Here is a 13,382-nt window from a genome sequence, read left to right as displayed (position 1 = left end):
TGATGAGAGATCCTATGCAATACACATTTGACGGGTTTGAAGCACCACCTGAGCTCAGTACGGAAGAAGAAAAAAGTAATCAACAGCTACAGAAGAAAATTAGGGACATTTTAGAAGAATTTAAATATGTAGAAGGAAGTGACCTTTCTATTCCAAGAACCTTCAAAGCCAGAGTCCCTTATGAAGATCTGTATGGACTAAAAGCCTTTAGTGCTTTTGTTATCAACCATCCTGTTGATGGCTTAACGAGGGTAGAACCTCACCAACAACAGGTCTCAGGCTCTGTGGACCGTAAATTCCCTTTCTTTTTACAAAGTGCACATAAAGCACCAGAACCAAACGTCATTATTTTGATTGAAGGCCAAGGACATAAAAAAGCAGCCTTTGAGTGGTTGAAGTCTGAAGCAGCAAAATGCGCCGATAAAAATGTCAAATGTTATGACTTGGCGGAGTTCACTCTCTGGCTATAAGTATCCTCTATCCTATCGCGCCCTGAAAATTGCACGATAGTGCGTAATACATCGTTATTTGCTCTTATTTATGATGGATGTTTCATCCGCAATATATTGCGCCAGCAAAAAGCCGGGATCATCCCGGCTTTTTGCTGGTTGCTACCAGGGCGATTAACCGACCTTGAAGGTGCCTTTCATCATGGCGAAGTGGCCCGGGAAGGAGCAGAAGAAGGTGAGGTCTTTACCGGCCAGCCCCTCGGTCTTGAAGGTCACGCTGCTGCTCTCGCCGCCGCCGATCAGCTTGGTGTGGGCCAGCACGCGCGGATCATCCTTGGGCAGATAGTCATTCTCGGCACCGGCGCTCATGCCTGCGGTGGCCACGGCCTGGTAATCGGCGGTGGGAGACAATACCCAGTTGTGGCCCATGCCGGTCACCGGCAGCTTGCCGGTATGGTTCAGGGTCACCGTCACCTCCTTGCAGGTGGCGGGTACCGTCATCTCCTTGAGATTGAACTGCATGGCATCATTGCCTTCGATAACCAGTGCGCACTCGTCAGCCAGCACCGGAGCGGCCAGGGTAGTCAGAAACAGCAGGGTAATCGCCTTTTTCATCATCTTCTCCTTGGATGAGCAATGGATGACGACAGGTTCGCTTGGCATAACAGGAAGAGGCCAGCAAAGATGTCGTCAAAATCGACCTTCATCTTACCCGATTGTCTTCAATCGGCGATGACTTTAGCGCAAAGGTGCGGGCCAGCTCACCCGACAGGCAATATTTCCCCTCCCTTTCACCGGCAAGTGACCCGGGCTGTTTAATTTTTCCGGTCATTTTCCGGTGCTTGCCGCCCTCCCCTTGGCTAAGCTAGCGCCCCGATGATGCAACCTCTGTGCGAGACGCCTTTCCATGATGCCGATTTCCTCTCTGCCAGCCCTGCGTGGTCTGCTGTTTGTCCTGTTGCTGGCCCTGACCGGCTGCCAGCCCACGCCACCCGCCCAGACCCGAATTCAGGGCAAAACTATGGGCACCTACTATGTGGTGACCCTGAGCGATCCCTTCCCGGGGGGTGAGCCCGCGCTGAAAGAAGAGGTGGAGCGCCTGCTGGCCCGGATGAACAAGGAGATCTCCACCTACGATCCCGCCTCCCTCATCTCCCGCTTCAATCAGGGCCCCGCCAATGCCCCCATGGCCATTCCAACCGCCATGGCCAAGATAGTGCAGCAGGGGATCGACGCCGGTCACCTCACCGGCGGCAAGCTGGATGTGACCGTGGGCCCGCTGGTGAATCTGTGGGGCTTTGGCCCGGACAAGCGACCGGTCAAACGACCGAATGCACAGGCCATCAATGATGCCCGCCAGAGGGTCGGGATCGACAAGCTGACCCTGCTTCCCCAGGGGGATCACTTCCTGCTCGGCAAGTCCATTCCGGACCTCTATCTCGATCTCTCCACCCTGGGGGAAGGGGCCGCGTCGGACGAGATTGCCGCCCTGCTTGAAGGCAAGGGGGTCAACAACTACCTGATCGAGGTGGCGGGGGCGGTGCGCAGCAAGGGCAACAACAGCAAGGGCAAGCCGTGGAAAGTGGCCATCGTCGAGCCTTCCGATCAACCTGGCGCCTTCTCTGACGTGGTGAGCCCGAACGGCATGGCCCTCAGCACCGCCGGCAGCTATCGCAACTATTACGAGCTTGATGGCAAGCGCTACTCCCACATCATCGACCCCGCCACCGGTCAGCCGATCACCCACAAGCTGGTCTCCGCAAGCGTGATCACCCCGACCGCGCTCGAGGCCGATGCCCTCGACACAGCCCTCATGGTGATGGGGCCCGAGCAGGCGATGGCCTTCGCCAAGGCGCACCAGCTGGCGGTCTATCTCATCGTCAAGAGTGGTGACGGCTTCAAGGCGCAGTACACCCCCCAGTTTGCCCCCTATCTGGCCCGGGAGAAATCCTGAACGCCAGAAACGACAAGAGCCTGACAAGGCTCATTTGACCAAGGCTAAATGCCCTCTTGTCTGCCCCATCCAATCGCTGCGGGCCAATTGCCTCTGCGGGCCCTTTGGTGGCACACTGCCCCCATCAGCCCGCAGCGCCTCGACCCTGACAAATGCAGACACCGGAAAAAGAGCCTGAAAAGAAAACCACGCCCAAGCCCCAGCGCATTCTGATGGTCAACGAGCAACGCACATTTCAGGTGATGATGAAGGCGATGCTGATCAACATCGGCATCAGCGACATCACCTTCTGCAACAACGCCGAAGAGGCGCGCCGCCGCTGCCAGAAGAGCAGCTACGACATCTACCTTATCGATTACGATCTCGGGGTCGGCGAGAATGGCCGCCAGCTGCTCGAGAGCCTGCGCGATCAGAACCTGATCCCCCCCAAAAGCGTGGTGATCATGGTGAGCGGCGACAGCTCCCGCGCCATGGTGCTAAGCGCCCTCGAGGCCGAGCCCGACGAATACCTGATGAAGCCCTTTTCCCAGGAGCAGTTCTCGTTTCGCTTGAAGCGCGCACTGGCCCGCCGTCAGGCCCTCTCCAGCATCTTCTCTGCCCTGGCCGACAACAATCTGCCCGCCCTGCTCACCGCCTGTGCCGAACGGGCCGAAGCCGTGCCCCGCTTTGCCAACTATTGCCGCTGCCTGCAGGCCGACACCCAGCTCAAGCTGGGCCAGGCCCAGGAGGCCCGAACCCTGATGCGCCAGCTGCTGGCCGGGCAGGACAACAGCTGGGCCCGGCTGACCCTGGGCAAGGCATGCAATACCCTGGGGCTTCATGAAGAAGCGGTCAGCCACCTGCAGGCGACCCTCAAGAATACGCCCCTGATGGTGGAGGCCCATCGCTGGCTGGCGGAATCCCTGCTGGCGCTGGGCAAGGATGAACAGGCCCAGCAGGAGCTCAGGCGGGCAGTGGATATTTCCCCCCAGTCGGTGCCGCTCTCGCGCCGGCTCGCGGAGGTGTGCCTGCAGCGCCACGACTACGCCCAGGCCAAGGATGTGTTGCTCTCGCTCATCGATCTCTCGCGCAACTCCATCCACCGCACCCCCCACTACCTGGGGGCCTATATCCAGACCCTGACCCTCTACGCCCTCAACAGCAACGACAGCTACCACATCGCCAACCTGCAAAAACAGGTGAACAGCGCCCTGTCGCGCATTCGCGACTCCCTGATGATGTCGGAGTTCAACTACCCGGTATTCGAGCAGATCTGCCAGGCCAGGGTGCAGATCGCCCTGGGGGAGCTGCTCAAGGGCAAGAAGATGCTCTATCGCGCCAACCAGAACTGGCTCGACGAGCCGGCCACCATGCCGCCGGCCCTGCTCGGGGAGACCATCCTCGCCCTCTACCAACTTGGCGAGTTCGAATATGCCGAGAGCCTGCAGAGCCTGCTGGCGGAAGATGGCGATCGGCTGCTCACCACCTGTATCCAGGCCACCCGGGATGACAAGACGGTGCTGGAGCGCCGCCAGCGCTACCAGCAGCTTAACGAGCTCGGCATCAAGGCCTATCAGTCCGGCGAGCTGGAGCAGGCGCTGGGCCATTTTCGCGAGGCCCTGCGCCGCGCCCCCGCCAATACCGGCGCCGCCCTCAACAAGATCCAGGTACTGCTGCAGTTGATGCAAAAAAATCGCAAGAGCCCGGAGTTTGGCGCCGAGTGCAAGGACACCCTGGATATCCTCGACGGCATCCCTCTCAACCCGGCCCAGCAGGATCGCTTTCGCAAGCTGCGCCAGGAGTACAACCAGTTCAGCTGACCCGTCTCGCCTATGCTGATATTGACTCGGCAAGGGGAGGAGACGGGCGATGGCCATGTGTCGATATCTGGTGGCGGATGGCCGCCACTGCAGCGAAGAGGCGGGAGAGCATGATCTGTGCCGCTGGCACGATCCCCATGGTCACCATCAGGATCCCCACACCGCTCGCGAACTGGAGCACTACATCCACCAGGGCGGACTGTGCCACGGCCTGCAACTGGCCCGCGCCAACCTGGCCGGCCTCAATCTGGTGAAGAAGGGCTCGCCGCACGGCTTTTTGCTGGAGCAGTGCAACCTCTATCGGGCCAACCTGCAGGGCGCCCATCTCTACGGCATTCGCATCAAGGGTGGCAGTCTGATGAAGGCCGATCTCAGCGATGCCAACCTGCACTGTGCCTCCCTCGACGACGTCAATCTGCTCGGCATTCGCTGGCACAACACCCGCCTCGACAACCTGGATACCGGCAAGTGCCTGATGCAGGAGCGGCGCGGGCGCAAGGAACGGGATCCGGTGCAGGCCCGCATCTGGCTCAAAGAGGCCGAAGAGACCTACCGGGATCTGCGCAAGGCCTCGGAGGCCCAGGGCATCTTCACCATGTCCGGCCGCTACATCCAGCAGGAGCTCACCATGCGCCGGCTGCAGCTGCCGTTCTGGTCGAGCCACCGCTTCACCTCCTGGGTGGTCGATCTCTTCTGCGGTTACGGCGAGGCCCCGATGCGAGTGGTGCTCTTCTCCTTGTTGCTGATTTTCATCTGCAGCATCTTCTACTTCTTCTTTGGCCTGAGTTTCAACGGCAACCCCCTCATCTACCGCCCCGACGCCCCCCTGGAGCAAAATGCCATCTTCTTGCTGGAGTGCCTTTACTACAGCGTGGTGACCTTCACCACCCTGGGCTATGGCGACTTTACTCCCATCGGCTTCTCCCGGATCTGCGCCGCCTTCGAGGCCTTCACCGGCAGCTTCACGCTGGCGCTGTTTGTGGTGGTGTTTGTCAAAAAGATGACCCGCTGACAACCTGTCCACGATCCTACTGCGAGGCGGTGATCAAGGCTCATGTGCTGCTCGCTTATTTGTAACCAAGAGTTCTCACGTATATCTATGCGCTCCGGTTCCTGCGCTGCGCTTCACCTTGCTGACGACCTCTCGCGACAGATCGTGAACAGGTTACCGAGCAGCTGCGCCAGTCACAGCCCCCGAACTTGCATCCACCGCCGATTCCTAGTCCAATAGCCACTTATAAAAATGACATGAGCATCCCGGACATGAAGATCATCTCTTTCAATATCAACGGCCTGCGCGCCCGTCTGCATCAATTGCAAGCCATCATCGACAAGCACCAGCCCGATGTGATCGGCCTGCAGGAGATCAAGGTTCACGACGAGGCCTTCCCCCTCGCCGACGTGGAAGCCATGGGTTATCACGTCGAATTCCACGGCCAGAAGGCCCACTACGGGGTGGCCATAATGAGCAAGCAGAAGCCGGTCAAGGTGGAAAAGGGCTTCCCCACCGACGATGAAGAAGCCCAGCGCCGGATGATCATGGCCACCTTCGAGCGGGAAGATGGCTCCCTTATCAAGGTGATGAACGGCTACTTCCCGCAGGGGGAGAATCAGGATCACGAGACCAAGTTCCCGGCCAAGCAGAAGTTCTATGAAGACTTGCAGCACTACCTCGAGACCCATCACACCCCGAGCGATCAGCTTGTGCTGATCGGGGATATGAACATCTCCCCCACCGATCTCGACATCGGCATCGGCGAGGCGAACCGCAAGCGCTGGCTGCGAGATGGCAAGTGCTCCTTCCTGCCCATCGAGCGCGAGTGGATGGCCCGTCTGGAAGGATTCGGCCTGACCGACACCTTCCGCGCCGCCAACCCCACCGAGTGCGAGCGTTTTTCCTGGTTTGACTACCGCTCCAAAGGCTTTGACGAGAACCGCGGCCTGCGCATCGACCTCATCATGGCCTCCGATGCCCTCAAGGACAAGGTGACCGAAACCGGCATCGACTACGAACTGCGCGGCATCGAGAAGCCCTCCGACCACGCCCCCATCTGGGCCTGCTTCGCCTGAACAAACGTCAAATGTTAATAAAAAAGCCAGTGTAGAGGCCCCTCTTCACTGGCTTTTTACATTGGCCCTCGACAACGTCAGCGGCCCGCCAACATTTTCATTCAAATCCCAAAAAGGGCTTGAGCCGGGCGGATGGCCCTTGCCACAATTCGTTGCCCATCAAAAAGGTGAAAACTTTCACTTTGAGAAGGTTAGGTTCAAGATAGTGATCCTATTATCCCGATTTCCGATTTTCCGTTTGTAATGACGTTAATCATGACTTGTGCACAGAGTGCGGATCGCCACGACGGCGATCCATCCAACAGGAGTGTAAAGATGAAGGTGCCGACTAGCCCAATAGCGAGATTCAAACAGAGCGTGTTGACGCTGGCACTGATCGGCGGACTGACGGCCTGTGGTGGTGAAACCGACCCGGCAGCCAACGCCATGCCTGCCGTCCCTGTGGTGGTTAACGAGGTCACCCCGGTCGATGTGCCGCTCACCACCGAGATGGTGGGGGAAACAGCCGGTTTTCGCGAAATTGAAGTACGCTCCCGGGTGAGCGGCATCCTGCTCAAACGCACCTATGTGGAAGGCCAGCCGGTCACCGCAGGCCAGGAGCTGTTCCTGGTCGATCCGGCCCCCTACAAGGTGGCGCTGGAGCAGGCCAAGGGCACCCTGGCTCAGGAGCAGGCCCGCCTCAACAAGGCCCGCGCCGACAAGGATCGCATCATCCCGCTGTTCAAGCGCCAGGTGGTGAGCCGCAAAGACTACGATGACACCATCGCCAACTACGAGGCGGCCGTGGCCAGCCTGCAGGCGGCCCAGGCCAAGGTGAAAGAGGCGGATCTCAACCTCAGCTACACCCAGGTCACCGCCCCCATCAGCGGCATGGCGAGCAAGAGTTCCCAGTCCGAGGGCAGCCTCATCTCCACCAGCGGTGACAGCAGTCTGCTGACCACCATCACCCAGTTCGATCCCCTCTATGTGAACTTCTCCTACTCGGAGCAGGACCGTCTCAACTTCGAGAAGTCGGTCAAGAAGGGGCTTATCGAGGCCAAGAGTGCCACCGACTGGCGTACCCATATCCAGCTGGCCGACGGCAGCACCTATCCTGAACCCGGTCGTCTGAACTTCTCCGACACTCGGGTCGATCCCCAGACCGGCACCATCCGTGCCCGCGCCATCTTCGACAACAAGGACGGCGCCCTGCTGCCCGGCCAGTTCGTGCGCCTGACCATCGATCTGGGTACCCGCAAGAACGCCATCGTGGTGCCGCCGCGCGCCATCGTTCAATCTCAAGCCGACCGCCTGGTGATGGTGGTGGATGCAGACAACAAGGTGAGCCCGCGTCCGGTCAAGCTGGGCCCGACCGTCAGCAGCGGCATCATCATCGACAGCGGTCTGCAGGCCGGCGATCGCTACATCGTCGAAGGGTTGATGAAGGCGCGTCCCGGCGCCGTGGTCAAACCGGTTTCCGCCGAGGAGATGAAGGCGATCAACGCCAAGATCACCCAGGGTGCCGCTGGCAAATAAGGAGCCCCCATGTTTTCCAAGTTCTTTATCGAACGCCCCATCTTCGCCAGCGTGATCTCGATCATTATCGTGCTGGGCGGGTTGGCGGCGATGCGCGCGCTCCCGGTGGAGCAGTATCCCCAGATCACCCCCGCCGTGGTCTCGGTGACCGCCTTCTACCCGGGTGCCACCCCGGAGGTGATCTCCCAGACCGTGGCCGCCCCCATTGAACAGCAGGTCAACGGGGTCGAGAACATGATCTACATGCAGTCTGGCTCCGCCTCCAACGGCCAGATGAACCTCAACGTCTACTTCGACATCGGGGTCGACCCCGATCAGGCGACCATCGACGTCAACAACCGGGTCTCGGCCGCCATGGCCCAACTGCCGGAAGAGGTGAAAAAGCAGGGTGTGACGGTGCGCAAGAAGTCCACCTCCATCCTGCAGGTGATCACTCTGCAGTCGCCGAACGGCTCGTTTGATACCACCTATCTGTCGAACTACGCCCTGCTCAACATCATCGACGAGCTCAAGCGTATTCCCGGCGTGGGTGATACCTCCCTGTTCGGGGGTACCGACTACGCCATGCGGATCTGGCTGCGCCCGGACCGACTGGCCCAGCTGCAACTCACCCCGAGCGACGTGATCGGCGCCATCCGCGAGCAGAACACCCAGTTCGCAGCGGGCAAGATCGGCTCCCAGCCCACCAGCACCCCCACCGACTTCACCTACACAGTGCAGACCAAGGGACGACTGGATGACGTGAAGGAGTTCGAGAACATCATCATCCGCGCCATGCCGGATGGCTCCAAGATCCGCGTTCGTGACGTGGCCCGGGTCGAGCTCGGTGGCAAGGACTACGACGTACTGGCCCGTGCCAACGGCAAGCCGGCCATCGGTATCGCCACTTACCTGCAACCGGGTGCCAACGCGGTCGCCGTGGCCGATCAGGTGCGCGCCACCATGGAGCGTCTGCAGGGTCGTTTCCCCCAGGACGTGGAGTACCAGATCCCCTACGACACCACAGAGTTCGTGAAGATCTCCATCGAGGAGGTGGTTCACACCCTGCTTGAGGCGATCGTGCTGGTATTCGTGGTGGTCTACCTGTTCCTGCAGAACTTCCGCGCCACCCTGATCCCCTGTATCGCGGTGCCAGTGTCCTTGATCGGTACCTTCGCCGGCATGCTGATGCTGGGCTTCTCCATCAACCTGCTGACCCTGTTCGGCATGGTGCTCGCCATCGGTATCGTGGTGGATGACGCCATCGTGGTGCTGGAGAACGTCGAGCGGATCATGAGCGAGAAAAAGTGCTCCGCCAAAGAGGCCGCCATCCTCGCCATGCAGGAAGTGTCCGGCCCCGTGGTCGCCATCGTGCTGGTGCTCTCCGCCGTGTTCCTGCCGGTTGCTTTCATGGGCGGCATGACGGGGGTGATGTACAAGCAGTTCGCTATCACCATCGCCGTGTCGGTGGCCATCTCCGGCCTGGTGGCACTCACCCTGTCGCCAGCCCTGTGCGCCATCTTGCTGAAAGAAGGTCACCACAAACCGGCCCGCTTCTTCGTCTGGTTCAACAACGCGTTTGATCAGCTGACCCGTCGCTATGTGCGCGGGGTGGCCTTCCTCAACCGCCGCGTCGGCGTGGCCTTTGGCATCATCGCCATCATCCTGAGCTGCAGCTATGTGCTGTTTCACAAGGTGCCGGGCGCTCTGGTACCTGACGAAGACCAGGGCTACCTCATCGGCTCCGTGATGCTGCCCGATGCCGCCGCCCTGACCCGTACCCAGGCAGTCGCCAACGACTTCGACAAGATCGCCATGGCCAACCCCAATGTGAAGGACGTGGTCACCTTCTCGGGCTTTGACATCCTGTCCGGCTCCATCATCAGCAACCGCGGTCTCACCTTCGTTACCCTCAAAGACTGGAAAGAGCGTCAAGGGGAAGGGCAAGACTCCTTCTCCCTGGCCAAGACTTTCCAGGGTCTGAGCCTGATGGGGCTGGCCGATGGCTTCACCGCCACCTTCAACCCGCCCCCCATCACCGGCATGTCTACCACCGGTGGTCTGGAAGGCTATCTGCAGAACCGGGGTACCGGCGACGTGCACGCCTTCGCGGGCGAGGTACAACGCCTGCTCGACGCGGCCAAGGAGCGTCCTGAGTTTGCCAGCGTGACCACCACCTTCCGCGCCAACGTGCCCCAGGTCTTCCTGGATCTCGACCGCGAGAAGGCCAAGGCGCTGGGGCTGCCCATCAACGCAGTGTTTGACACCATGCAGGCCACCTTCGGCCAGGTTTATGTCAACGACTTCAACCAGTTCGGTCGTACCTACCGGGTGCAGTTGCAGTCCGAGGCGGACTACCGCGCCAAGAAGGATGACATTCGCAACGTCTATGTGCGCTCCAATACCGGCGAGATGATCCCTCTCACCAGTCTGGTGACGGTACGCGATGCCACCGGCCCCGAGCTGGTCGAGCGTTTCAACATCTTCCCGGCCGCCAAGATCATGGCCCAGCCGGCGCCGGGCGTGAGCTCGGGCCAGGCGATCAAAGCCCTGGAAGAGGTCGCCGCCCAGACCCTCGGCAACGACGCCAAGCTGGAGTGGACCGGTGCCGCCTACCAGGAAAAAGCGGCAGCCGGCAGCGCCGCCATGGCGTTTGGCTTCGGTATCGTGATGATTTTCCTCATCCTGGCCGCCCAGTATGAGCGCTGGAGCCTGCCGTTTGCGGTGATCACCGCCGTGCCGTTCGCCCTGTTCGGCGCCCTGCTCGCCACCTGGGCCGTGGGGCTCACCAACAACGTCTACTTCCAGATAGGTCTGGTGACGCTGGTGGGTCTGGCGGCGAAGAACGCCATCCTGATCGTGGAGTTCGCGGTCATGAAGCATGAAGAAGGGATGACCCTCATCGAGTCGGCCCTGGAAGCGGCGCGTTTGCGTTTCCGTCCCATCGTCATGACCTCCCTCGCCTTCATCCTGGGTTGTGTGCCCCTGGTCACCTCCAGCGGCGCCGGCGCCGCGAGCCGCCATGCCCTCGGCTGGCCGGTGATCGGCGGCATGCTGGCGGCGACCTTCATCGCCATCTTCTTCATCCCGCTCTTCTTCCGCCTCATCATGAAGGGCTCGGAGAAACGGGCCAAGCAGTAATCCTGTCACTTCCTGACAGCCCAACACCCCCGCCCATGCGGGGGTGTTTTTTTATCATCGCCCGCCACGCGAGGCGCCATGCCTTGACCTTCTCCTCAAGGTAAGGTTTACAGTCCAACCATCTGATCTCGAAGGATATCCGGATTGTCACTCACCCAGCTTGCTGCAAGATTGCCCTCTGTTGCCTTGGCCCGGCTGTTGCTGGCGCTGATGCTCATCTGCAATCTGACCCTCTGCATCAGCTGGCACGGCGCCTCTCTGGCCACCACGAGTGCCTCTCTCTCCCTCTTCACGCCGCAAACACTGCCTGACTCCATGATCCCGTCCCATGGGAATGACGCGGGCCCACGCACCATGGCGCTGGATCAGGAGAACGCTTCCGTGACTCTCTCCTGCCACGCCAGTGCCGGAAGCGAATCGACCGTGACGGGAGATGAGTGCCAGATGCAGACCGGGCTGTCTGGCGCCGCCAATGCCCTGCCTCTGCTCGGCATGCTGCTCTCGGCTCTGCTACTCCCCCTGTTGCTGCTGCCGCTGGGGACCCTGCCCCGCTTGCTGGATCTCTGGCTGCGTGACCCCTTCCTTAGAACCCGCGGTACTCACCCGCCCTCCTGGCCCCGCCGGCATCTGATGCTGTCGGTGTTGCGCCACTAGAAAGACCATCTCTTGCGTGCCTGATCAGGGGTCACCCTGTCATGGCTGCGCTCCTTGCCTGAGCCTGCGCCACCTGCGCAGGAGAACGGGCGTCCCTGACGCCCCGTTGGCCGGGCAAACCGTGTGACGCTTATCCCTTGTTCGTCACCGGCCCGGCGATCCGACAGAAGAGAAGATGGTCCATGTCATCAGTCCGATTTAGCGAATACGCAGCCGCGCATCCGTGCGCCCTTGCCCCCCTTTCCCTGCGCCTGGGAGGTTTCCTATGAGCCAGAAATTGCTCGTCTCCGCCCTGCTGCTCGCCCTCGGGGCCGGCGGCGGTTACTGGGCGGCCAAACAGACAGTCACCGCGGTTGCCAAGGAGAAGACACCGCTCTACTGGGTCAACCCCATGGATCCCCGCGACAAGCGCGATGCCCCCGCCAAGGACAACATGGGGATGGACTTCATCCCCGTCTATGAAGAGAAGCAGGGCGGCTCCCCCGGCACCGTCACCATCAGCCCCGAGATCCAGCAGAACCTGGGGGTACGGCTGGCCAAGGTGGAGAAACTGCCCGTCCACCAGCAGATCGAGACGGTCGGCTATGTGGGCTATGACGAGGAGCGCCTCGAAGCCATCAACTCCCGGATGGCGGGCTGGATCCGCAACCTCGCCATCAAGAACGAGGGGCAGCAGGTCACCAGGGGCAGCTTTATCTACGATCTCTACGCCCCGGACCTGGTGAACGCCCAGCACGAATACCTGCTGGCGCTCAATACCACCAATCCCCTGCTGCTGCGCGCCGCCGAGGGCAAGCTCAAGTCCCTGCAGGTACCGGCGGATCAGATAGCGGCGCTCAAGCGCACCCGCAAGGTGCAGGAGACGGTGCGCATCTATGCCCCGAGCAGCGGCTATGTCTCCGAGCTCAAGGTGCGTGAAGGCCAGTATGTGGAACCCGCTGCGCCCCTGTTCAACATCAGCACCCTCAAGCAGGTGTGGGTGAGCGCCGAGGTGTTCGAGCGCCAGGCCGCCCAGATCAAGGTCGGCGATCCGGTCACCATGACCCTGGACTATGCCCCGGGCCGCAGCTGGCAGGGACGGGTGGATTACCTCTACCCCACCCTGGATGCCAGCACCCGCACCCTGCGGGTACGCCTGCGCTTTGACAACCCGGACGAGTTCTTGAAACCCAATATGTTCGCCAAGGTGAGCATCAGCACCGGCAAGGGGGAACCCCGCCTGGTGGTGCCGAGCGAAGCGGTGATCCGCACCGGCAGCCAGGATCGGCTGGTGCTGGCGCTGGGGGATGGCAACTTCAAGTCGGTGGCCGTCACCCTGGGCCCCCAGTTTGGTGACAAGGTCGCCATCGATGAGGGGGTCGAAGCCGGTGACAGCATCGTCAGCTCGGCCCAGTTCCTGCTCGACTCCGAATCGGCCATCGACTCCGACTTCCAGCGCATGACGGCGGTGCGTCCCATGCAGGTGTGGACCCAGGGCCAGGTGCAGAACATCGATCTCGCCGGGCGTACCCTCGGCATCTCTCACCAACCTATCCCCGAGTGGCAGTGGCCCGCCATGGAGATGGACTTCACCGTGGCCGACGATGTGGACATCAGCCAGCTGAAACCGGATCAGACCCTGCATCTGCAGGTAGAGCAGGAGGGGGACGAGTACCGCATCATCCAGATCCATGTGGAAGATAAACCGGCCGCGGGCGACGCAATGAAAGAGACCAAGGGCGAGATGACAAGCATGGAGGGCATGGATCACAGCCAACACCAGATGGGGGATAAATCATGATCCCGGCCATGCTTCGCTGCATTGAGCACAAACCCAACCTG

General features: G+C 60.8%; 10 protein-coding genes. 9 read left to right on the top strand and 1 reads right to left on the bottom strand.

Annotation, left to right across the window (positions count from 1 at the left end; all coding sequences use genetic code 11):
* Nucleotides 1-14 precede the first annotated feature (14 nt).
* Entirely contained in the window at nucleotides 15-470 is a 456-nt protein-coding gene (locus tag ACB034_RS00295) for a PD-(D/E)XK nuclease superfamily protein (protein ID WP_342010775.1), read from the top strand.
* Nucleotides 471-623: 153 nt separating this feature from the next.
* Here the strand turns inward: ACB034_RS00295 and azu are convergent, their stop codons facing one another.
* On the bottom strand, nucleotides 624-1,064 hold the full coding sequence (azu, locus tag ACB034_RS00290; RefSeq protein WP_026457528.1) for an azurin: 441 nt from the start codon (nucleotides 1,062-1,064) through the stop codon (nucleotides 624-626).
* A 295-nt stretch (nucleotides 1,065-1,359) separates the two neighbouring features.
* Between azu and ACB034_RS00285 the strand changes: the two genes are divergently transcribed.
* The 8 genes from ACB034_RS00285 to ACB034_RS00250 all read left to right on the top strand — a co-directional run bounded on the left by ACB034_RS00285 (nucleotide 1,360) and on the right by ACB034_RS00250 (nucleotide 13,341).
* Nucleotides 1,360-2,403: an FAD:protein FMN transferase gene (locus tag ACB034_RS00285; RefSeq protein ID WP_371172054.1), complete on the top strand. Its 1,044-nt coding sequence runs from the start codon at nucleotides 1,360-1,362 to the stop codon at nucleotides 2,401-2,403.
* A gap of 152 nt (nucleotides 2,404-2,555) precedes the next feature.
* Nucleotides 2,556-4,202: a tetratricopeptide repeat protein gene (locus ACB034_RS00280; RefSeq protein ID WP_371171777.1), complete on the top strand. Its 1,647-nt coding sequence runs from the start codon at nucleotides 2,556-2,558 to the stop codon at nucleotides 4,200-4,202.
* A gap of 49 nt (nucleotides 4,203-4,251) precedes the next feature.
* The gene (locus ACB034_RS00275) at nucleotides 4,252-5,214 is read left to right on the top strand and encodes an ion channel (protein WP_338610473.1); all 963 of its coding nucleotides are present in this window, start codon (nucleotides 4,252-4,254) and stop codon (nucleotides 5,212-5,214) included.
* Nucleotides 5,215-5,465: 251 nt separating this feature from the next.
* Nucleotides 5,466-6,272 (top strand): exodeoxyribonuclease III, encoded by an 807-nt coding sequence (xthA, locus tag ACB034_RS00270; protein ID WP_342016812.1) that lies wholly within the window; start codon nucleotides 5,466-5,468, stop codon nucleotides 6,270-6,272.
* 315 nt (nucleotides 6,273-6,587) lie between these two features.
* Nucleotides 6,588-7,787, top strand: coding sequence for an efflux RND transporter periplasmic adaptor subunit (locus tag ACB034_RS00265; protein ID WP_042028515.1), 1,200 nt, complete (start codon nucleotides 6,588-6,590; stop codon nucleotides 7,785-7,787).
* 9 nt (nucleotides 7,788-7,796) lie between these two features.
* Nucleotides 7,797-10,907, top strand: a complete 3,111-nt coding sequence (locus tag ACB034_RS00260) for an efflux RND transporter permease subunit (protein ID WP_042028511.1) — start codon at nucleotides 7,797-7,799, stop codon at nucleotides 10,905-10,907.
* Between the two features lie 144 nt (nucleotides 10,908-11,051).
* Complete coding sequence (locus ACB034_RS00255) at nucleotides 11,052-11,561, top strand: hypothetical protein (protein WP_371171776.1); 510 nt, start codon at nucleotides 11,052-11,054, stop codon at nucleotides 11,559-11,561.
* Nucleotides 11,562-11,826: 265 nt separating this feature from the next.
* A complete protein-coding gene (locus ACB034_RS00250; RefSeq protein ID WP_371171775.1) occupies nucleotides 11,827-13,341 on the top strand; it encodes an efflux RND transporter periplasmic adaptor subunit in 1,515 nt (504 codons plus the stop codon).
* Nucleotides 13,342-13,382 lie beyond the last annotated feature (41 nt).

The sequence above is a fragment of the Aeromonas sp. S18(2024) genome (assembly GCF_041402525.1).
Taxonomy (GTDB): domain Bacteria; phylum Pseudomonadota; class Gammaproteobacteria; order Enterobacterales; family Aeromonadaceae; genus Aeromonas; species Aeromonas enteropelogenes.
This window is presented reverse-complemented; position numbering and strand designations above follow the sequence as displayed.